Here is a 20395-nt window from a genome sequence, read left to right as displayed (position 1 = left end):
TGTGAGTAATTTGGCATGAAACGTTAGCCAAGATATATCTTTTTTGCTATGATGAGTATCGTAAGTATGGACAGGAGGAGTGGAATGTATGGCAAGACCCGTTGTGGCAATTGTCGGACGACCGAACGTGGGTAAATCCACCATTTTCAATCGGATCATCGGCGACAGACTGGCCATTGTGGAAGACAAGCCGGGCATTACCCGTGACCGTATATATGGAATCGGTGAATGGAACGGTAAACCATTTAGTATCATTGATACAGGTGGTATCGAAATTGATGGTGAAGATGTAATCTTAAAATCGATTCGGATGCAAGCAGAACTCGCTATTGAAGAAGCGGATGTTATTGTATTCATGTGTGATGCAAAAGCAGGTATTACGCAATCGGATGAAGAGGTAGCAGAGATGCTCTACCGCTCAGGCAAGCCTATTGTTGTAGCCGTTAACAAAGTGGATAATATCGGACGAAGTGAGCTCATTTATGAGTTTTATGGATTTGGTTTCGGTGATCCTATTGGCGTATCCGGAAGTCACGGTACAGGTGTAGGTGATTTGCTTGATGCAATAGTGGAGAAGTTGCCAGAACTTGAGGAAGAGACTTACGATGAAGATGTCATTCGTGTAGCTCTGATCGGACGTCCTAATGTGGGTAAATCTTCACTGGTGAACGCTATTCTGGGTGAAGAGCGTGTCATTGTAAGTGACGTGGCTGGAACGACCCGGGATGCGATTGATACACCTTTTGAAAAAGACGGCCAACGTTACGTGCTGATTGATACAGCAGGTATGCGTAAGCGTGGTAAAGTATATGAAACAACTGAGAAATACAGTGTAATGCGTGCGATGCGTGCGATTGAGCGTGCAGATGTTGTTCTGATTGTCATTAATGGTGAAGAAGGCATTATTGAACAGGACAAGCATATTGCAGGATATGCATTCGAAGCTGGTAAAGCGTCATTGTTTGTTGTGAACAAATGGGACGTGGTAGAGAAGCATGACAAAACGATGAAAGAGTTTGAGAGAAAAATTCGGGATCACTTCCTGTTTATGACTTATGCTCCAGTCGTATTCTTGTCAGCCCTCACAAAACAACGCTTACAAAAATTGTTACCGGTTGTGAAAAGGGTAGCAGATCAACACTCGTTACGTGTACAAACACATCTACTTAACGATGTGGTGTCTGATGCGGTTGCAATTAACCCTCCGCCAACGGATAAAGGACGGAGAATGAGAATTAACTATGTGACTCAGGTTGCCGTTAAGCCACCGACCATGGTTGTTTTTGTGAACGATCCGGAATTGATGCACTTCTCATATGAGCGCTACCTGGAGAATAAAATCCGTGCAGCGTTTGACTTCGAAGGAACACCAATTCGCATATTTACTCGGAAGAAGTCCGACGAAAGTTAGGGGAGAAGTGTGTGATTTTACAAATCGCAGCGATTGTACTGAGTTATCTGCTCGGTTCGATCAGCTTTAGTGTCCTCCTTGCCAAAGCGATACGGGGGATCGATATTCGTCAGCACGGAAGCGGAAACGCGGGAGCTACCAATACATTGCGTATTTTGGGTAAAGGACCAGCAATTGCTGTTCTGTTACTTGATGTACTTAAGGGTGTTGCAGCTGTATGGATTGGAATCTGGCTGAGTAACGGTTCTGCCTGGATTCCTGCACTCAGTGGTATAGCAGCCATTGCAGGACATAACTGGCCGCTTTACTTCCATTTTCGTGGAGGAAAAGGCGTTGCCACAGCCATTGGTGTTCTGGTAAGTCTTGCTTTCCTGCCTGCGTTATGTGCTGGGGTGATCGCCATTCTGTCTATTGTATTGACACGCTATGTTTCATTGGGCTCTCTGATTTTTGTAGCATTTACACCCATCTTTATCATGGTATTACCCGGATATTCAATGAATATCTTCTGGGGGAGTCTGATTATTTGTCTGTTTGCGTTCTGGAGACATCGTACCAATATTGCGAAGCTCGCCAAAGGACAGGAAAATAAATTGGGATCGAAAAACCCTGGAGGGGGTAAACGAGTTGTCTAAAAAAGTTGCTGTTCTAGTCGCTGGGAGCTGGGGAACAGCTCTGGCCAGTGTACTCGCCGCCAATCAGTTGGATGTGATGATGTGGACACGTGGTGAAGACCAGGCTAACGAAATCAATAACAAGCACACTAATACTCGCTATCTTCCGGATGCGGAGCTTTCACCACGGATTCAAGCAACAACTGATATGGAAGCTGCGGTGGAAGGCGCTATAGCTGTGTTAATTGTTGCGCCTTCATCAGCCATGCGTGCAGTTACGAACCAGCTTAAGGCTTATTACAAGCCTGAGATGTTAGTCATTCATGCAACCAAAGGTTTTGAGACAGAAAGCCTCAAACGGATGTCCACAGTCATTTCAGAAGAGCTTGAATGTGAAGAAGGACGTGTGGTTGTTCTTTCTGGCCCAAGCCATGCGGAAGAAGTGGTGAAGCGTTGTCCAACGACAGTGGTTGTAGCTTCACTGGATAAGGCATCTGCCGAATCTGCCCAAGCTTTGTTTATGAATGCTTATTTCCGGGTTTACACGAATCGGGATATGATCGGTGTTGAGCTGGCGGGCGCATTCAAAAATATCATTGCTCTTGGTGCAGGTATGTCGGATGGTCTTCAATTTGGTGATAATGCCAAAGCCGCTTTGCTAACACGTGGTCTGGCTGAGATCACACGTATTGGTGTTGAGATGGGAGCAAATCCGCTAACGTTTTCGGGACTTGCTGGAATCGGGGATCTGGTTGTAACGGCTACAAGTCAGCACAGTCGGAACTGGAGAGCAGGTTCCATGTTGGGCCAGGGACAGAAGCTGGATGATGTTCTGAAGTCCATGGGCATGGTGGTAGAAGGCATTCGAACTACGCAAGCTGCCTATTTCATCTCACAAAAATACGGAGTGCAAATGCCAATTGCGGATCAGTTATATCACGTTTTATTCCAGGAGAGACAGCCGCGTGATGCGGTTGAAGCCTTGATGGGACGTGACCCGAAGACTGAAATGGAAGTCATGAAGCTTGAAACCTGGGAGCAATGGCATTCCTGATTGTAGTCAGCCTAAACGTACCTTGTGAAATAAGAAGCTTATTCACCTTTTCTGTAGCAGACTCATACTATACACATGAGTATTGCCGGAGGAGGGGAGACGAATGGGTAACAACATTTCCAAAGATGCACTGAATGCAATCAACAAGAAAACGGGTAAAACGATAACGGAAGGTGCCGTTAAGAAATTGGCAAGCACGGTGAAACCAACGACGATTCAGAATGAAGTTCAGTTGCGCCAATTGATCAAACAAGTATCCGCCATGGCGAAAGTTCCGGTATCTGAGGATACGGTTAAGGATATTGTGAGTGCGGTCAAGAAAAGCGGATTGAATCCGAGCAGTATGGAATCGTTAATGAAAATGATGATGAAAAAATAATAGATCACACCTGCATGTGCAGGTGATCCAGTAAGACAAAAAGACGAGTCGGCTTCTGCCGGCTTGCTTTTTTGTCTTTTTTTTGGAAAGTTGAGCTGAATTTCATGTTATAATGGTTGCAATTGTCACAGTGTCAGTGATGAATATCGGACTGAAGGGGAGACTGCTGGATTATGAGTGCAATGGACAAGATGTGGCTGTCATTGGTGGCCATCCTCATTATGGGACTATCTGTATTCCTGATTACGTTTGCTCGTGCCAAAACAAAAGGTATTGTACGGGGGATTCTTTCTCTGATTGCATTTTTGATTATGCTGATTGGCTTTTTCGGTGGAATCGCTTCTCTGACCTGATTTCCCATGCCTGAAAGATAACATCCGCATAAGCACATCATAAGAACTGACACAATGAACACGGATGAGGGGAGTGTGAGCCTATGAGGCCGCATGATACGGAGGGGCGGACAGAGCGTTATCCGGAATTACACGCGGCTTTGCTGGAAACGGCCAAAGCCTGGAACACACAGTCACAGACATGGTTACTTGGAGGAAGTTGTGGGTTGCTGCTTCAAGGGGTGGAGTTGCAACAGGCTCCGAGAGATATTGATATCTATGCGGATGTTGCTGCTGCTAAGGAACTTCACCGTAGCGCTCCGGGGGAAATGCTTGACGAGCCTACAGTGGACAAGACAGGACCGTATGCTTCTCTGCTGAGCCACTATCAGGTGGGTGAATGTGCGCTGGAACTGGTTGGTGGTTTCGAAATATGGGCTCGCAAAAGTTGGTACCGTATTGAGATTGAACATGTACTTGCTCCGCATGCACCAGTAGCACAAGTGGGTTCATATAGCCTGCGACTGATGCCGCTTGCGCATGAGCTGTTGTTTAATCTGCTGCGAGGTCGTGAAGATCGTTATGTCCCCATTGCGACACAGATGCGCGAGCAGCCAGATGCACATCAACCTATAATGATGCTTTTAAGTCAACAGAATGTATGGACAAGTCGCTTCAGAGCCGAAGTGGAAGAGCTTGTTGGCTTTACATGGCCCCAGTAGGTTGAGGGAGGAAAATGATGGACTATAAAGTTACTTTTTTACCTATGAACAAATCGATAGCGCTCAAACCAGGGGCAACACTTCTGCATGCAGCACGACGTGCTGGAGTCAAGATTACGACTCGATGTGATGGTAAAGCGGCTTGCCTGATGTGCAAAGTGAATGTGGATGAAGAACATCGGGCGGAACTACATCCACCAACAGATGCAGAAAAGCGCAAGCTGGGTTCACTGTTGGAAGCAGGTACACGACTGTCCTGTCAGGCCAAAGTGTGTGGATCTCTATCGGTTCATGTTCCAGAGGACCCGCTGAAGGCAGCCATTAGGAAACAACTGGAACGTCAACAACAGGAAGACGACTGGTTCTGAGCGTTATGACATTGATTCTCTAATGAGTTATTCAAGGAGGACACGAATGATTAGGAACAAGCCAAAATGTGTGGAAGGAAGCGGACGGCAGCGTCTGAAACATCAGACGGGCGGTCTGCTGTTATTCCTGTTATTTGCTTTTACAGCAACTGGTTGTATGTATCCATCCCAGAGTAATTCGGACCCTAAGATAGCCTATCGGGAAAGCGTGAGCCGCATCCAGAGTGCGGTCGAGGCATTTCAGCAAGATGAGGGGATTTTGCCAATCATCAATGCAGATATGGAAACGCCAAAATATGAAAAGTTCAGAGTGGACCTGCCCAAGTTGAAACAACTGGGGTATCTGGATGAAATACCGGGGACTGCTTTTGAAAGTGGTGGGAGCGCTTACTTCCTTATTCAGGACGAAGAAGTGAATCCGACCATTAAAGTGATGGATCTTCTGACCGTACAGAAAGTAAACGATGTGCAACGATTGGTTAATCAATATAAGTCCGTACATAACAATAAGCTGCCAAGCGGGGAAGAACTGTATCCGGGGTTATATGCTGTGAATATGGAGCAGGCTGCTCAGGCAGGTACTCCTTCCATTACGCTGAATAGTGTATATTCAGGTCAGGCGTTACCTTTTATGATGGATGACGAAGGCAAGGTCTATGTTGATTATGCTTTTGATATTATGCAGGCAGTGGAAAAGTCTGACGTGTCTCCAGCAGAGACTGAAGATGTTCGGGATTTGCTGGTGGAACACTCCTACTTCGTACCTGTAAAATCGGTTTTCTACGCTTGGAAAAATAATGCGCCGGTTGCCCAGCCCATAAAATAAGCATGGTTGCAATTCAAATGATTTAGCTGTATGACCACCATGGCCCTAATGGTTCAATAAGAGATATTCCCAATAAGGGATATCTCTTTTTTCTTTTGTCAGTATGAGTAATAACCGTCATAAAAGCTTCACGGATCACATAAAGTAGATTGAAATAAAGACGCGCAGTCCGAGATCGGGGGATTCTCCTAATGTCATCACCTTAAGATAAAAAAACAAAAATACGCGTCATATTGCCGCATACGGATACATAAGATGATACTAGTCCAATTGCATGTACGAGTTAACGCCGCTCTCGCCGGTTTCATCAGAATGCAACGTTCGGCGGCGGACGACTTCCGGGCACTCACAAAGGCGGCTCTACCGTTGCAGGGATTTCAGTCTTCTGATTGAAAAAACGAAGCGGATGCTCTTTAGCATTTTTCCTTCGGAGTAATTTAGGGAGGGGATTTCATTGGAGAAAGTGGACATTTTTAAGGACATAGCTGAGCGGACCGGAGGGGATATTTATCTCGGGGTTGTCGGCGCAGTCCGGACGGGAAAATCAACATTTATTAAACGATTCATGGAAACCATTGTGTTGCCAAACATCACTAACGAGGCTGACCGTGGTCGAGCGGTGGATGAACTTCCACAGAGTGCAGCAGGTAAAACCATCATGACTACCGAACCAAAATTCGTACCAAATAACGCAGTCCAGATTAAGGTGGCAGAGGGACTCGATGTCAATGTGCGCCTTGTGGATTGTGTAGGTTACGCGGTGGAAGGAGCCAAGGGATACGAGGATGAGAATGGTCCACGCATGATCTCCACGCCTTGGTTCGAGGAACCAATTCCGTTCCAGGAAGCCGCCGAGATTGGTACTCGCAAAGTCATTCAGGAGCATTCCACACTGGGTGTTGTGGTAACAACAGACGGCACAATCGCCGAAATTGCCCGCAGTTCCTATGTGGAATCCGAAGAACGGGTCATTGCGGAATTAAAAGAAGTGGGTAAACCGTTTGTCCTGGTCATCAACTCTACTCGTCCTCGCAGTGAAGAAGCCCTGCAATTGCGCAGTGAGCTTGCTGCCAAATACGACATTCCGGTGATGACACTCAGTGCAGCGACCATGACGGAAGATGATGTGACGGGTGTACTTCGTGAAGTGCTCTATGAGTTCCCTGTGCATGAAGTGAATGTAAACTTGCCGAGCTGGGTTATGGTACTCAATGAGACTCACTGGCTGCGTAGCAACTACGAAAATTCCGTACGGGATACCGTTAAGGATATTCGCAGACTTCGTGACGTGGATCGGGTTGTCGCACAGTTCATGGAATATGAATTCATTGATCGCGCAGGCCTGAGTGGCATGAATATGGGGCAGGGTGTAGCCGAAATTGACCTGTACGCGCCGGATGAACTGTATGATCAGATTCTCGTGGAAGTGGTTGGCATCGAGATTCGCGGTAAGGATCATCTGCTACAATTGATGCAGGAATTCTCGCATGCGAAGAGAGAATACGACCGCTTCGCAGAAGCGCTGGAGATGGTCAAAACGACCGGATATGGCATTGCTGCTCCATCTCTCGCCGAGATGGCTCTGGATGAACCTGAGCTCATTCGTCAGGGCACCAAATTTGGCGTACGTCTGAAAGCAACGGCACCGTCCATTCACATGATCCGGGTTGATGTGGAATCGGAGTTCGCTCCAATCATCGGTACGGAGAAACAAAGTGAGGAACTGGTGAGATACCTGATGCAGGACTTCGAGAACGACCCGATCAAGGTATGGGATTCAGACATGTTTGGTCGTTCGCTGCACTCCATCGTGCGAGAAGGGATCCAGGGCAAGATTGCCATGATGCCGGATAATGCAAGATACAAATTGCAAGAGACGCTGGGAAGAATCATTAACGAAGGTTCGGGCGGCTTGATCGCTATCATTCTGTAAGACATCAAAAGACCGTAAGGGGGCATCCCCTCGCGGTCTTTTTTACGTGATTTCTTTATTTTGGATGAAATGGATAGGAAGAATAGTACTTTCGAAAAAACTTAGCGAGTTTTAGCTTTAAATTGCTAAAACCCATTTACATACTAGGGATTAGCCGTTATATTAATATTCAACTATTGTGATCGAGATCACAGAGATTGGACAGGGGGATACAGAGATGAAAAGAAGAGAGACAAAATGGCTGTGGTTGAGTGTGTTATTAGTATTTACATTGGCGCTGTCCGCTTGCGGAATCAAAAAAGAACCGGCAGCCACTCCGGCTTCGGGCGCATCAGATGATACACCAAAAACGGAAGCAGTTACAGGCCCTCTAAGCGGCAAACGGATTGCACTTATTATGGAGTTTAATACAGGTACTTTCTCGCAGCAATATGTACAAGGTGTAAAAGAAGAAATTGAAAAATTCGGTGGAGAACTGACAACGTTTGTTGCCGATAATGACAAAGCAAAAATGGTATCCTTGCTTGATAGCGCTATTAACCAGAAGTTCGATGCCATTCTCACGGATCATGGGGATTCCCTATTAGAGCCAGGCGTGAAGAAGGCAGTAGAACAGAATATTCCAGTGGTCGTGTTTGACGCAGCTATCAGTGTTCCAGGAGCTACAGTCCTGTCGCAGGATGACCAGAAGATGGCTGAACTGACACTGGAGCAGATGAAAAAAGATATCAATGGACAAGGCAATATTGTCAAAGTATGGGTAGCTGGTTTCGCACCGATGGAACGTCGTCAGATTGCATACGGTGAATTCATGAAAGCAAATCCGGACATCAAGGAAATAGCTACATTTGGTTCTGCACAGAACCCTGCGCTGGATACTCAAGCCAAAATGGAAGCTATTCTCAAGCAATATCCAAAAGGTGAAATTACAGCTGTATGGACTGCATGGGATGAGTTCGCCAAAGGCGCAGCGCGTGCGATTCAACAAGCTGGACGTGATGAGATCAAAGTGTATGGTATCGATATGAGTGACGAGGATCTGCAAATGATTCAGGACCCGAAAAATCCTTGGGTTGCTTCAGCTGCTGTTGATCCAACGGATATTGGTCGCGTCCAGGTACGTTATGCTTATCAAAAACTGAACGGGGACGAGACAGAAGATGCAGTTGTTCTTAACCCGGTCTATGTTCAACGTGAAGCTCTGCCAGATAAACAAATCTCCACTTCTGAGCTGTCAGAGTTCGTTGAAGGTTGGGGTGGCAGCACACAAGGAATCAAGGACTGGATGAGTGAATACGGAATTACTGCTAAATAAGCAGCGTATGGGAAGCGCGCCGCAAGGCGCGCTTTTTCTACCATAATGAAGATGTGCGAGTATGGATGAGAAATGGGATACTCCCGTATGGGAACGATTGGAGGTTAACATCATGAGCACTGCACCGATTCTGCTTCAAATGGAACATATCCACAAGCAGTTTTCAGGTATTCCTGCACTGAAGGATGTGGATTTCTCTGTAAAAGGTGGGGAGATTCATGCGCTGCTGGGTGCCAATGGTGCCGGTAAAAGCACGTTAATGAAAATTCTGTCCGGTGCCTATTCAATGGATCAGGGTACGATTCAGTTGAGTGGACAAGCGCTTCATTTGAGTTCTCCGGGAGACGCAAAGGCAAGTGGGATTCACTGTGTCTATCAGGAAGTGGATGCGGCACTGGTGCCACAGCTGACGGCTGCGGAGAACATTATGTTGGATCAGTTGGCTTCATCTGCTGGAGGTTGGTGGAAAAGTCCACGGAAGCTGCAACAGCGTGCGGTTGAGGCGTTGAAGCAATTAGGGGCGGACATATCCGTTCACCAAAAAGTGGCCGATCTGACACTTGCAGAAAAACAGATGATACTGCTGGCACGAATTTTGATCCAGGATGCCAAAGTCATCATTTTTGATGAACCGACTGCACCGCTGAGCCAGGAAGAAACGGATGCATTTTTCCGGATTGTTCATCTCCTGAAGGATCGGGGCGTTGCCTGTATTTTCATTACCCATCGTCTTGCTGAAGTGACGGGTCACTGTGATCGCGTTACGGTCATGAGAGATGGACAACATGTATTTACCGGTGAAGCAAAAGGACTGACGATCAACGATTTGGTTACACAGATGCTGGGCAAACCATTCGAAGAAGAGTTTCCGAAGACGGAAGCACCCGTGGGGGAGCTGTTATTGGAGGCACGTGGGCTTCGTCGTGGAGTGAAGGTAAAAGGTGTTAACCTCTCTGTACGACGAGGTGAAGTCCTCGCTGTGGTGGGTCTGGTAGGCGCGGGTAAAACGGAAAGCTCTCGTTTGCTGATTGGTGCAGATCGGCTGGAGGGAGGCGAGATCCGGCTTAACAACCGCAACCTCCGCCTGTCTCAGCCTGCGGATGCGGCGGCTCTGGGGATTGTTTCTGTACCGGAGGAGCGACGTAAACAAGGAATCCTGATTCAGGAGAACGTGGAACGGAATTTAAGTCTACCTTTGCTAAGCCGTCTTAGTACATTAGGTTTCGTAAGCCGCAAGCGGGAACGTCTGAACGCAGAGTCATTGGTGAAACAGCTTGGAATTAAAACATCGTCCGTGAAACAGGAAGTGAAATATCTAAGCGGTGGTAACCAGCAGAAGGTAGCCATTGGTAAATGGCTTAATGCGGATGCAGATGTATTTATATTTGATGAGCCAACCAAAGGCGTAGATATTGGCGCAAAAAGTGACATTTTCCGCATCATTAATGAACTGGCTTTGGCGGGCAAGGGTGTAATCTATTTCACCTGTGAACTGGATGAAGGCATGGGAATTGGTGACCGAATCGCTGTCATGTGCGAAGGTGTTATTGTAAAAGAGTTCAAACGAGGCGAGACTAACCAAGAACAGCTGCTATACTATGCAAGCGGTGGACAAGAGGTGCAATCATGAAGGATAAATCACTGGATTTTGCGTTCCGTTACGGGGCGATTATAGTCATCATAGGTGTTATCGCTTTTTTCGGCATTAAATTACCTTATTTCTTTACGTACAGTAACTTGACCGATATTCTGGGCTCGATCTCTATCGTTACGTTTGTAGCGATCGGTGTTACGTTATCTCTCATTGTTGATGGATTTGATCTTTCGGTTGGGGCGACTGTCTCATTAACTACCGTCGTTACTGCTTCGTTAATGATTTGGTATCAACAACCACTGGCAATTGTAATTATTGTGCCACTAATCATTGGCGCTGTTATTGGTTTACTTAACGCTTTGCTCATTGTAAAATTGCGTATTCCGGATTTACTCGCAACCCTTGCCACGATGTATATCATCGGAGGTATTCACAAAACGTATGCACAGGGATATACCATTTACAATCACATGCAGTTCCCTGACGGGAGCAAAGCTGCGGGAGAGATGGACCCGACATTTCTACTTATAGGACAGGGTAAATGGCTTGGTATGCCGATATCGGTTATCATGTTACTTATTGCGGTAATAGGTGTGCATATCTTTTTGACGTATACGAAATATGGGCGTCAGATGTACATTACAGGTGGTAATGAGGAAGCTGCACGGTTGTCTGGAATCAAGGTGAAAAAGGTGCGTACACTCGCCTATGTAGCCGCTGGAGTGTTTGCAGCAATCGGTGGTATCATCTATGCCTCCAAAGTAGGATCTGGGCAAATCGATGCTGGATCACCGTTGTTAATGGAATCCGTAGCTGCAGTATTTGTCGGTTTCTCTGTGTTTGGTGCGGGTAAACCCAATGTCATCGGAACCTTCATTGGTTCGGTTCTGATTGGTGTACTTGTGAACGGTTTAACGATGATGAACGTACAGTATTTCACACATGATATTGTAAAAGGTGGAGTTCTCGTGCTTGCTCTGGCGGTTACATTTTACGTCTTAAACCGCAACCGGACTTGAAATTGTGGGCTGTCTGTATTAGTATGAAATTTGTTCGGCGTCTGAAATGCCCGTGGTTTCAGACGATATTCTGCCGAAAATGACTGTTGACCGCAGGCGGAGATTTGTGTTCAGCGCTCAAGATGTACGTAGATTTTTTGCGTATGAACGTATATTTCGCTATAAAACGGAAACACAGTATAACATTCAGGACATTGATACAGGAGGTGAAAAACAAATGAACAAATCAGACTTGATTACACACGTATCTGAAGCGACTGAATTGTCCAAGAAAGATGTAACGAAAGCGGTTGATGCCGTATTCGAAGCAATCTCTGAGGCTCTTCAAAGCGGAGATAAAGTACAATTGGTTGGTTTTGGGAACTTCGAAGTTCGCGAGCGCTCTGCACGTAAAGGACGCAACCCGCAAACAGGTGAAGAAATCGAAATTCCTGCGAGCAAAATTCCTGCATTCAAACCAGGTAAAGCGCTCAAAGACGGAATTAAATAAGATTTCTACATATTCCATATGTCGACAAAAAGACCGTGACTTGTTCACGGCCTTTTCTTTTGCCCTTTAACGATGATTCTTGCGGTTCATTCGTATAAGGCGCAGGTTGACAAATGAAACAATCTTAATCATCATTAACGCTATCGAACTAAAGAAGGGGACATGCGTGATGGATCATCCAACCGGCAATGATTATATTGTAATTAAGGCAGAGGAAAATGGTGTCCAGGTGATCGGATTAACCCGAGGTCAGGATACACGTTTTCACCACACCGAGAAATTGGACAAGGGTGAAGTGATGTTTGCCCAATTTACCACCCATACTTCAGCTATTAAAATCCGGGGCAAAGCCACGCTGATTACCAAGCATGGACAGATTGAATCGGAGTAATGGACAGATTGAATACATTCAAATGAAGATTGCAGGCATAGCCTGCTTTTTTTCATTGTACAATGAGGTATGAGCCTTTACCGGACAGACTACACTAACAGGTAAAGGCAGGGAGGCGTATATGAAACCGCGGATGATTGTTACTGCTTCAATGCTGGCAACGGTTGCGGCGGTCTTTCTGCTTGTTGCGATACAAACCTTACATATGCGTACATGGGGCGGGGACAACGTACAGCCTGCCTCTGCATCACATCATCCAGTTCAGCTAACGAATGACAATCTGGTTGATGTGCTAAGCTCCATGCAACTATCAACGCCCATTGCAAGAGTGGAATGGAAACAGTCCATTTTGACACTGGACCTCAAAGTTAAAGGCACTGGTACAAGTTACACTGAAATCTATGAGAACATGGCAGCTGTGGCAGATCTGGGCTTTCGGAGTCTGGATAACGTGGATCAGGTGCTGCTACGTGTGATGGCAGAAGATGAATGGATGCATAAACGACATCTGTTACTTGCTGCTGATATTCGGCGTGGAGAGTGGCCTCTGTATGCGATTGAAACATTACGGAACTGGAAAAGTGCGGCCTTCTCAGATGAATTGAAGGACTGGTTTCATTTGATGGAGACCGAACTCTGGAAGAAGCAATTCGAAATGACAAGTCAGGGGTAATAGAATAGCAGGATTCAGTGCGTGCCCGTTCAACATATGCTATAATATATAAGATTGTAGTGCAGAAATGGTTTAACAATGTTAAGGCTCGGAGGCTGAGAATGAATTCATATCGCGTACCCCAACTAGCAAAGAAATATACGGATTACGACATGATTCGACAACATACGGAAATCCCATCATTTCCGGATAGCCGGGCACGTCTGTTGCAGGTATTTGTTGGCCGCACAGACGAAAAGGTGCATCAAGAGTTATATGCTCTTGCAACTTCGCTCGTTCAGTTGGCCATGGATACGCATGATCGAATCGATACCATTTCCGGTGAGCGGAAAGAGCAGGAGATGCGTTCACGTCAGTTGAATGTACTCGCCGGGGATTATTTAAGTAGCCGTTTTTATCAATTGCTTGCCCAAGCGGGCAGAATTGAAATGATTGGCAAACTCAGTGGTGCTGTATCCGGAGTGAACGCACGCAAGATGACGCTGTATGAACGGATGAAGAAGCTTCTCGTTTCGGCTGACGAATACTTGCGTGAAACGGTACAGCTGAGAATGCAGCTGTTTCTTTCATTTACAGGCATGATTCAACATAACGAAGAGTCTTTATGGAACAGCCTGTTGACCGAATTCAGCTCCTGCGAAACGATCGTGGAAGAACTGAAGCGGATGAATGACGCAAAACGATATCTTCACAGCTATGCATATTGGCACATATACGAGCATGGTAATGACGATGAGCGCAATGTGTTGCGTCAATCTGAATTGGATGCACGTGCATGGAACGCTATGGTGCTGAAGCATAGGGTTGGCGAGGTTTTGCTGGACAAGCTTCGCGAGTGTACACACCGCATTCAACTGTTGTTGCAAGATGAGGAAGGGCGGATGGGCTTGCATGAGATACATGCAATTCTAGAGCCTTACTTGGCATATTTGCAGCCTTCACATGCGGCAGTAAGGGAAGATTGAGGGGGAGACAGACGAATGGGGAGCGGAGAGACCAAACCGAAAGAAGAATATGTCCATTCGGTTTTTCAGAGTATAGCCGGAAAATATGATGTCATGAATGATATTTTAAGTTTCCGCAGGCATAAGGCTTGGCGTAAATTCACCATGAAAAAGATGAATATGTCCAAAGGCGATACCGGTCTTGATTTGTGCTGCGGCACATGTGACTGGACGCTTGCTATGGCAGAGGCAAGTGAAACGGGGCACATGCACGGACTTGATTTCAGTAGCAACATGCTGGAGGTCGGCCAGACAAAGATCAATGCGGTGCAACGTCAAAAACAGATTACCCTGACACAGGGAAATGCCATGTCACTTCCTTTTGAAGACAATTCGTTTGATTATGTGACGATCGGTTTTGGGTTGCGTAATGTACCTGATCTCAGACAAGTGTTGTCTGAAATGAAACGTGTGGTCAAACCGGGTGGTATGGTTGTGTGCCTGGAATTGTCCAAGCCAACATGGCAGCCGTTCAAAGGCATTTATTATTTTTATTTTGAGAAGGTTTTACCGAATCTTGCCAAAGTGTTTGCTAAAAGTTTTGAGCAGTACAAATGGCTGCCGGACTCACTGGCCATTTTCCCGGGAAGGCAGGAACTGGCAGACATTTTTGCAGAAACTGGATTACAACAAGTGCAGGCCTACCCTCTGACCGGAGGTATCGCGGCACTGCATATTGGAACCAAGGAGAATCAGCATGTTTAGGAAAATTCGCATCTTTTTAGAAATGATCAAGATTGAACACACGCTTTTTGCTTTACCTTTTGCATTTATGGGGGCGATCCTCGGCTCCATGGTAGTGAATGATACCTTCCCAAGCTGGATGCAGATCTTGTGGGTATTGCTTGCGATGATCGGTGCACGTAGTGCGGCTTTTGGTTTGAACCGAATTATTGACCAAGCGATTGATGGCAAAAACCCGCGTACCGCGATGAGAGCCATCCCGGCAGGACTGTTGAAAAATGGGGAAGTTGTTATATTTGTCATTATCTCATTTATATTGTTATTCTGGGCCTCATCCAATCTTAATGTATTATCGATGCAGCTGTTGCCTATTGCTGTGTTTATGTTGGTACTGTATTCGTACACCAAACGATTCACATGGTTATGCCACATTGTTCTCGGAATGACGATTGGTTTGGCACCACTTGGTGGCTGGGTAGCTGTAACAGGAACGATGGATTGGACAGCGATTGTGCTGTACGTTACGATTGTGTTCTGGACAGCGGGCTTTGATATTATCTATGCATGTCAGGATCTGGAATTCGATCAGGGAGAGGGTCTTCACTCCATACCTTCCCGTTTTGGCCTGGTTAAATCCTTGCAGATCGCTAAGTTCTTCCATGTGATTACTGCAATTGGTTTTCTTGCGTTATTGTTGATGACAGATCTGAGCTGGTGGTATGGCGCAGGCATGTTGGTGACGTATGGAATTCTGTTCTATCAACACTATATTGTATCGCCTAATGATATGAGTCGTGTTCAAACAGCGTTTTTTACCATGAACAGTTTGCTTAGTTTAATCGTATTTACGTTCACTCTGATTGATCTGGCGGTGAAATAAATGGTGCAGCAGCCGGACAATAAACGACTGGTTGTCGGAATTACCGGAGCGAGTGGCAGTATATATGGCATTCGATTAATTGAAACGCTGCTTGATTTGGAATATAACGTTCATCTGGTCATATCCAATGCAGGGTGGCGTGTACTGAAAGAAGAATTGGACTGGGATGTGACGAATCGGGACGCGGTGCTGGAAGAAAAATTCGGCAACCGTGCCGGTTCTCTGATCTATCATCCTGTGAGTGATATAGGGGCCTCCATTGCAAGTGGTTCTTATCTGGCCGACGGCATGATTATCATGCCATGTTCGATGGGAACTCTTTCGTCCATCGCGCAGGGATCGTCGGATAATCTGATGTCTCGCGCAGCGGATGTTATGATGAAAGAGGGAAGAACATTGATCCTCGTACCACGTGAGACGCCTCTTCATGCAATCCATCTGGAGAACATGCTGAAGCTTTCTCGTCTTGGTGTACGAATGATACCGGCTATGCCTGCTTTTTATTACAAACCTCAGACTATGGATGAGTTGATTCTGTTTTTAGTGGGTAAAGTGCTGGATAGCTTGCGCATCCCACATCAACTGTTTACAAGATGGGGAGAACCGGATGAACGGGGATAACGACTGAGTTCGATACAAGGCTGTTTTTTGCCAAAGTGTTGCTCGGTTTATTTGTCCCCCGAATCCCGGGGTATTGGTGAGCACTGATGGTGAGTCTTCATGAACCACAGTCTTGACCCATGCTCCGGCAACTTCTGTATTTTGTTTCAGAACAAGTCGCAGAGTTTAATTTTCGGGTGTCGGCTATGACATTCGGAGAAGAAAAACACGTTAGATTACCTTATAGAACAACACAAGCAAGAACGGTAAGCCGGGTTTTTCGTAATGCCTGCAGGCCCGACTTGCTGGAGGGGAAGGTAAGCATGAATTTATGGACTGACAATACGCTGATACGGGTGAACGAATGAAACTATTGGATATTTTCGGGTTGTTAAAAAAGGACATGGATTACATTGAGAAAGAATTGTATCGCAGTGTTCGAGGAGAACAGAAGCTGCTGAGTGAAACGTCACTTCATTTGCTCAAAGCAGGAGGAAAACGGTTGCGGCCCGTTTTTGTGTTACTTGGTGGGAAATTTGGTACATACGACATTGAACGTCTGAAGCTGGTTGCGGTTCCGCTGGAACTCATCCATTCGGCATCCCTCGTTCATGATGATGTCATTGATAATGCGGAGACACGCCGAGGCAAACCCACGGTGAAGTCAAAATGGGATAACCGGATTGCCATGTACACTGGAGACTATATCTACGGTAAGGCACTTGAAATGACTGCCGGATTATCCGATCCAGCGATTCATCGTATCCTTGCCAAAGCTATGGTACAGATGTCCATTGGTGAGATGGAGCAAATTCGCGACTTTTTCAATACGGGACAAAGTGTTCGTAACTATCTGCTGCGTATTCGCCGCAAAACAGCACTTCTGATTGCAGTTAGTTGTCAGTTAGGGGCATTGGCTACACGTGCGCCTGAGCATGTATCTTCCCTGCTGTATACGTACGGATACAATGTGGGGATGGCTTTCCAGATTCAAGATGATGTACTTGATCTGGTAGGTACTGAGAAACAACTTGGCAAGCCACCTGGCAGTGACATGAAGCAAGGAAATATCACTCTTCCTGTACTTTATGCCTTGGAAGAATCCGATCTGCGGGAACCTTTGCTTAAGGAGATTTCCCGTGTCCAGCATGAAGAAGGACGGGCAAGTGCATCGGATGCAATTGGAATGATTCGCCAAAGTCAAGGAATTGCTAAAGCAGAAGCCCTTGCTGACCGATATATGAAGAAAGCGCTCGATGCTCTCGATCAGCTACCTAACATCAAGACGACCAAAAACCTGCGTGATATCGCTCATTTTGTGGTTAAACGTACGCATTAAACAATGTATGACCTTCGACTCTCAGATTACTCATACCCAAAGTTGAACAGAACTGTGAGATTCCTCATTGGGAGGATTTGGACATGTATGTTACAATCAAAGGGATTGCGTTTACATAGTGATTAACTTTGAACCGTGAGTGAGGAGTGAGCTGATGGATCGTACATTTTTGATGGTGAAGCCGGATGGTGTGCAGCGTGGATTGATCGGTCGAATTATTAGCCGTCTGGAAGACAAAGGATTTAAGTTGGTGGCAGGCAAATTGGTGCAGATGTCTGAGGATCAGGCAAAACGCCATTATGCTGAACATGAGGGCAAACCGTTTTTCGATGATCTGGTTCGTTTTATCACATCGGGGCCTGTATTTGCCATGGTGTGGGAAGGCGACGATATTGTGGCGCTTGCGCGCATCGTCATCGGAAAAACCAATGTGAAGGAAGCAGCTCCGGGTACCATTCGCGGAGACTTCGCCAGCCACACACCACATAATCTGATTCATGGGGCAGATTCACCGGAAAGTGCTTCCCGTGAAGCAGCAAATTTCTTTGCTTCAGATGAACTGGTGGTATACGACAAGAGCATCGCAGCCTGGTTGTAATTATTAGCCAAAAGGGTGATACACGATGCTGGAGCAAGAACAACTACTAGACCCGGATTACACCGGATTCATTCGTAAAATCAAAGAGAGCACAGGCATTGATCTTGCTCAATACAAGGAAGGCCAGATGAAAAGAAGGCTGACCACACTTCGCAACAAAAACGGGTTTCATACATTTTCTAACTTTTTTGAAGCTATGCAGAAAGATAAATCATTGTTTTACGAATTCCTTGATCGTATGACGATTAACGTGTCGGAATTCTGGCGTAATCCCAATCGTTGGGAAGTGCTGCGGGACGAGATCCTGCCTGAGCTGCTGGGGTCCAAGCGTCGTGCTAAAGTTTGGAGTGCGGCTTGTTCAACAGGTGAAGAACCTTATACACTTGCCATGATTCTGGACACGATGGGCATTTTGAAGGACAGCTCCATTACGGCAAGTGATCTGGATGAAGGTGCATTGGCCAAAGCCAAGGAAGGGCGTTATATGGAACGCTCGCTTAAGGATGTGCCAAAGGAAACGGCGAACCGTTACTTCAAGCAGGATGGCTTGGTATACCGTATTGATGAGCAACTCAAAAATTCGATCAAGTTCATGAAACAAAATTTGCTGGTGGACCGTTTTGACGATGGGTACGATCTGATTGTGTGCCGAAATGTCATGATCTATTTTACCGAGGAAGCCAAAAACCTGTTGTATCACAAATTTGCAGCAAGTTTGCGTCCAGGCGGTATTTTGTTTGTGGGCAGTACGGAGCAGATCTTCTCCCCGGGACAATATGGTCTGGAGACAGCAGAGACATTCTTCTATCGGAAAAAATAATGATAATGGTTGTTCAGCCGTCTGAAGCACATGTACATGTGTTCAGGCGGTTATTTGTATACCAAGTACAAGAAAGCGCCGACTTTCTTGTCAAAGCCGGTCAGCTATACTATAATAAGCAAAGAAATTATGGGATTTTAGCAATGTGAAGTTTAACAGTTTAAAGGGGGAACGTATTATGAGTTTACGCTATTTAACCGCAGGGGAGACGCACGGACCCCAATTGACCGCTATTATTGAAGGATTGCCAAGTAATTTGACGATTGATTTTGAAGAACTGAATTTCCAGCTTCACCGCCGCCAAAAGGGATATGGCCGTGGACGCCGGATGCAGATCGAGAAGGATCAGGCGAATTTTGTTGGTGGTATCCGTCACGGATATACAACAGGTGCTCCGGTAGCGCTGGTTGTTCAAAATAACGACTGGAAACATTGGCAGAATATTATGAATATTGAGCCGATTGAAGGCAGTGACGAAGAGAAACGTCGCGTTCATCGTCCACGTCCCGGACACGCTGATCTGAACGGTGGACTCAAGTATAATCTCAAAGACTTGCGTAACGTACTGGAGCGCTCCAGTGCACGTGAGACAACGGTACGTGTGGCATGTGGTGCCATTGCACGTCAATTCCTGGCTGAATTCGGAATCAAGGTAGCTGGACGTGTACTTCGCATTGGAGAGATCGAAGCTCCATATCAGGACCTTCCGATTGATGAACTGATCGCAGTGACAGAAGCTTCCTCTGTACGTGTTACGGATGCTGAGACAGAGAAGAAGATGGAAGCCTACATTGACCAGATTAAACAAGAAGGCGATTCCATCGGAGGAATAGTGGAATGTATCGTTGAAGGTGTACCTATTGGTCTTGGTAGTTATGTTCAATACGATCGCAAACTGGATGCACGAATCGCTCAAGGCGTAATGTCCATTAATGCATTCAAAGGTGTAGAGATTGGTATCGGATTCGAAGCCGGAGTCATTCGAGGATCACAGGTGCATGATGAAATCATGCATACGGATGAGCGCGGCTACCACCGGGCAACCAACCGTTTGGGTGGATTCGAAGGTGGTATGACAAACGGTATGCCAGTCGTTGTACGTGGTGTGATGAAGCCGATCCCAACGTTGTATAAGCCACTGCAAAGTGTCGATATTGATACAAAAGAAGCATTTACGGCTCAGGTTGAGCGCTCAGACGCTTGTGCTGTACCAGCAGCGAGTGTCGTGATGGAGCATGTTGTAGCGTGGGAAATTGCCAAAGCATTCCTGGAGAAATTCGGCGGGGATTCCATGGAAGAGATCCGTGCCAATGTTGCTAGTTATAACGCTCAACTGGAGAATTACTAAT

23 protein-coding genes are annotated in these 20395 nt (G+C 46.2%); all 23 read left to right on the top strand.

Annotation, left to right across the window (positions count from 1 at the left end):
• Window positions 1-88 precede the first annotated feature (88 nt).
• Window positions 89-1411, top strand: coding sequence for a ribosome biogenesis GTPase Der (der, locus tag MHI55_RS19815; protein WP_017687684.1), 1323 nt, complete (start codon window positions 89-91; stop codon window positions 1409-1411).
• A gap of 11 nt (window positions 1412-1422) precedes the next feature.
• Complete coding sequence (plsY, locus tag MHI55_RS19810; protein ID WP_076249996.1) at window positions 1423-2046, top strand: glycerol-3-phosphate 1-O-acyltransferase PlsY; 624 nt, start codon at window positions 1423-1425, stop codon at window positions 2044-2046.
• Window positions 2039-3079 (top strand): NAD(P)H-dependent glycerol-3-phosphate dehydrogenase, encoded by a 1041-nt coding sequence (locus tag MHI55_RS19805; RefSeq protein ID WP_036607707.1) that lies wholly within the window; start codon window positions 2039-2041, stop codon window positions 3077-3079. Before plsY ends, MHI55_RS19805 begins: the two co-directional genes overlap by 8 nt.
• A 103-nt stretch (window positions 3080-3182) precedes the next feature.
• Window positions 3183-3458, top strand: a complete 276-nt coding sequence (locus MHI55_RS19800; protein ID WP_076317428.1) for a stage VI sporulation protein F — start codon at window positions 3183-3185, stop codon at window positions 3456-3458.
• Window positions 3459-3631: 173 nt separating this feature from the next.
• Complete coding sequence (locus MHI55_RS19795; protein ID WP_017687688.1) at window positions 3632-3811, top strand: DUF2768 family protein; 180 nt, start codon at window positions 3632-3634, stop codon at window positions 3809-3811.
• Window positions 3812-3894: 83 nt separating this feature from the next.
• Window positions 3895-4512 (top strand): hypothetical protein, encoded by a 618-nt coding sequence (locus MHI55_RS19790; protein ID WP_076317429.1) that lies wholly within the window; start codon window positions 3895-3897, stop codon window positions 4510-4512.
• Window positions 4513-4529: 17 nt separating this feature from the next.
• Complete coding sequence (locus MHI55_RS19785; protein ID WP_340390620.1) at window positions 4530-4880, top strand: 2Fe-2S iron-sulfur cluster-binding protein; 351 nt, start codon at window positions 4530-4532, stop codon at window positions 4878-4880.
• Window positions 4881-4926: 46 nt separating this feature from the next.
• Entirely contained in the window at window positions 4927-5706 is a 780-nt protein-coding gene (locus tag MHI55_RS19780) for a hypothetical protein (RefSeq protein ID WP_340386668.1), read from the top strand.
• Window positions 5707-6160: 454 nt separating this feature from the next.
• The gene (spoIVA, locus tag MHI55_RS19775; RefSeq protein WP_036607700.1) at window positions 6161-7639 is read left to right on the top strand and encodes a stage IV sporulation protein A; all 1479 of its coding nucleotides are present in this window, start codon (window positions 6161-6163) and stop codon (window positions 7637-7639) included.
• A 217-nt stretch (window positions 7640-7856) separates the two neighbouring features.
• A complete protein-coding gene (locus MHI55_RS19770; protein ID WP_074095648.1) occupies window positions 7857-8954 on the top strand; it encodes a sugar ABC transporter substrate-binding protein in 1098 nt (365 codons plus the stop codon).
• A 112-nt stretch (window positions 8955-9066) separates the two neighbouring features.
• The gene (locus MHI55_RS19765) at window positions 9067-10584 is read left to right on the top strand and encodes a sugar ABC transporter ATP-binding protein (RefSeq protein ID WP_340386667.1); all 1518 of its coding nucleotides are present in this window, start codon (window positions 9067-9069) and stop codon (window positions 10582-10584) included.
• Window positions 10581-11567, top strand: a complete 987-nt coding sequence (locus MHI55_RS19760) for an ABC transporter permease (protein ID WP_017687695.1) — start codon at window positions 10581-10583, stop codon at window positions 11565-11567. Before MHI55_RS19765 ends, MHI55_RS19760 begins: the two co-directional genes overlap by 4 nt.
• A gap of 217 nt (window positions 11568-11784) precedes the next feature.
• Entirely contained in the window at window positions 11785-12057 is a 273-nt protein-coding gene (locus tag MHI55_RS19755) for an HU family DNA-binding protein (RefSeq protein ID WP_024630670.1), read from the top strand.
• A gap of 169 nt (window positions 12058-12226) precedes the next feature.
• Window positions 12227-12448 carry a trp RNA-binding attenuation protein MtrB gene (gene mtrB, locus MHI55_RS19750; RefSeq protein WP_017687697.1) on the top strand — a complete coding sequence of 74 codons (222 nt, stop codon included), beginning with the start codon at window positions 12227-12229 and terminating at the stop codon, window positions 12446-12448.
• A 121-nt stretch (window positions 12449-12569) separates the two neighbouring features.
• A complete protein-coding gene (locus MHI55_RS19745; protein ID WP_076209915.1) occupies window positions 12570-13121 on the top strand; it encodes a hypothetical protein in 552 nt (183 codons plus the stop codon).
• 101 nt (window positions 13122-13222) lie between these two features.
• Window positions 13223-14086, top strand: coding sequence for a heptaprenyl diphosphate synthase component 1 (locus MHI55_RS19740; RefSeq protein ID WP_339194345.1), 864 nt, complete (start codon window positions 13223-13225; stop codon window positions 14084-14086).
• A 15-nt stretch (window positions 14087-14101) separates the two neighbouring features.
• A complete protein-coding gene (locus MHI55_RS19735) occupies window positions 14102-14830 on the top strand; it encodes a demethylmenaquinone methyltransferase (protein WP_036607690.1) in 729 nt (242 codons plus the stop codon).
• A complete protein-coding gene (locus MHI55_RS19730; protein WP_340386666.1) occupies window positions 14823-15689 on the top strand; it encodes a UbiA-like polyprenyltransferase in 867 nt (288 codons plus the stop codon). Before MHI55_RS19735 ends, MHI55_RS19730 begins: the two co-directional genes overlap by 8 nt.
• Window positions 15690-16310, top strand: coding sequence for a flavin prenyltransferase UbiX (locus tag MHI55_RS19725; RefSeq protein ID WP_017687702.1), 621 nt, complete (start codon window positions 15690-15692; stop codon window positions 16308-16310). It abuts the gene before it with no gap.
• Between the two features lie 343 nt (window positions 16311-16653).
• Window positions 16654-17628, top strand: coding sequence for a polyprenyl synthetase family protein (locus tag MHI55_RS19720; protein WP_017687703.1), 975 nt, complete (start codon window positions 16654-16656; stop codon window positions 17626-17628).
• A gap of 154 nt (window positions 17629-17782) precedes the next feature.
• Window positions 17783-18226, top strand: a complete 444-nt coding sequence (ndk, locus tag MHI55_RS19715; RefSeq protein ID WP_017687704.1) for a nucleoside-diphosphate kinase — start codon at window positions 17783-17785, stop codon at window positions 18224-18226.
• A 25-nt stretch (window positions 18227-18251) separates the two neighbouring features.
• A complete protein-coding gene (locus tag MHI55_RS19710) occupies window positions 18252-19046 on the top strand; it encodes a protein-glutamate O-methyltransferase CheR (protein WP_047843560.1) in 795 nt (264 codons plus the stop codon).
• Between the two features lie 178 nt (window positions 19047-19224).
• Complete coding sequence (aroC, locus tag MHI55_RS19705) at window positions 19225-20394, top strand: chorismate synthase (protein ID WP_017687707.1); 1170 nt, start codon at window positions 19225-19227, stop codon at window positions 20392-20394.
• Window position 20395 lies beyond the last annotated feature (1 nt).

The sequence above is a fragment of the Paenibacillus sp. FSL E2-0151 genome, from assembly GCF_037993015.1.
In the GTDB taxonomy this organism is placed as follows: Bacteria; Bacillota; Bacilli; order Paenibacillales; family Paenibacillaceae; genus Paenibacillus; species Paenibacillus amylolyticus.
This window is presented reverse-complemented; position numbering and strand designations above follow the sequence as displayed.

What these genes read in the sequence shown, in the direction of transcription:
- der (WP_017687684.1), top strand. Translation starts at nt 89, where the DNA reads ATGGCAAGACCCGTTGTGGCAATTGTCGGACGACCGAACGTGGGTAAA.
- MHI55_RS19800 (WP_076317428.1), top strand. Translation starts at nt 3,183, where the DNA reads ATGGGTAACAACATTTCCAAAGATGCACTGAATGCAATCAACAAGAAA.
- MHI55_RS19795 (WP_017687688.1), top strand. Translation starts at nt 3,632, where the DNA reads ATGAGTGCAATGGACAAGATGTGGCTGTCATTGGTGGCCATCCTCATT.
- MHI55_RS19790 (WP_076317429.1), top strand. Translation starts at nt 3,895, where the DNA reads ATGAGGCCGCATGATACGGAGGGGCGGACAGAGCGTTATCCGGAATTA.
- MHI55_RS19785 (WP_340390620.1), top strand. Translation starts at nt 4,530, where the DNA reads ATGGACTATAAAGTTACTTTTTTACCTATGAACAAATCGATAGCGCTC.
- MHI55_RS19780 (WP_340386668.1), top strand. Translation starts at nt 4,927, where the DNA reads ATGATTAGGAACAAGCCAAAATGTGTGGAAGGAAGCGGACGGCAGCGT.
- MHI55_RS19770 (WP_074095648.1), top strand. Translation starts at nt 7,857, where the DNA reads ATGAAAAGAAGAGAGACAAAATGGCTGTGGTTGAGTGTGTTATTAGTA.
- MHI55_RS19765 (WP_340386667.1), top strand. Translation starts at nt 9,067, where the DNA reads ATGAGCACTGCACCGATTCTGCTTCAAATGGAACATATCCACAAGCAG.
- MHI55_RS19760 (WP_017687695.1), top strand. Translation starts at nt 10,581, where the DNA reads ATGAAGGATAAATCACTGGATTTTGCGTTCCGTTACGGGGCGATTATA.
- MHI55_RS19755 (WP_024630670.1), top strand. Translation starts at nt 11,785, where the DNA reads ATGAACAAATCAGACTTGATTACACACGTATCTGAAGCGACTGAATTG.
- mtrB (WP_017687697.1), top strand. Translation starts at nt 12,227, where the DNA reads ATGGATCATCCAACCGGCAATGATTATATTGTAATTAAGGCAGAGGAA.
- MHI55_RS19745 (WP_076209915.1), top strand. Translation starts at nt 12,570, where the DNA reads ATGAAACCGCGGATGATTGTTACTGCTTCAATGCTGGCAACGGTTGCG.
- MHI55_RS19740 (WP_339194345.1), top strand. Translation starts at nt 13,223, where the DNA reads ATGAATTCATATCGCGTACCCCAACTAGCAAAGAAATATACGGATTAC.
- MHI55_RS19735 (WP_036607690.1), top strand. Translation starts at nt 14,102, where the DNA reads ATGGGGAGCGGAGAGACCAAACCGAAAGAAGAATATGTCCATTCGGTT.
- MHI55_RS19730 (WP_340386666.1), top strand. Translation starts at nt 14,823, where the DNA reads ATGTTTAGGAAAATTCGCATCTTTTTAGAAATGATCAAGATTGAACAC.
- MHI55_RS19725 (WP_017687702.1), top strand. Translation starts at nt 15,690, where the DNA reads ATGGTGCAGCAGCCGGACAATAAACGACTGGTTGTCGGAATTACCGGA.
- MHI55_RS19720 (WP_017687703.1), top strand. Translation starts at nt 16,654, where the DNA reads ATGAAACTATTGGATATTTTCGGGTTGTTAAAAAAGGACATGGATTAC.
- ndk (WP_017687704.1), top strand. Translation starts at nt 17,783, where the DNA reads ATGGATCGTACATTTTTGATGGTGAAGCCGGATGGTGTGCAGCGTGGA.
- MHI55_RS19710 (WP_047843560.1), top strand. Translation starts at nt 18,252, where the DNA reads ATGCTGGAGCAAGAACAACTACTAGACCCGGATTACACCGGATTCATT.
- aroC (WP_017687707.1), top strand. Translation starts at nt 19,225, where the DNA reads ATGAGTTTACGCTATTTAACCGCAGGGGAGACGCACGGACCCCAATTG.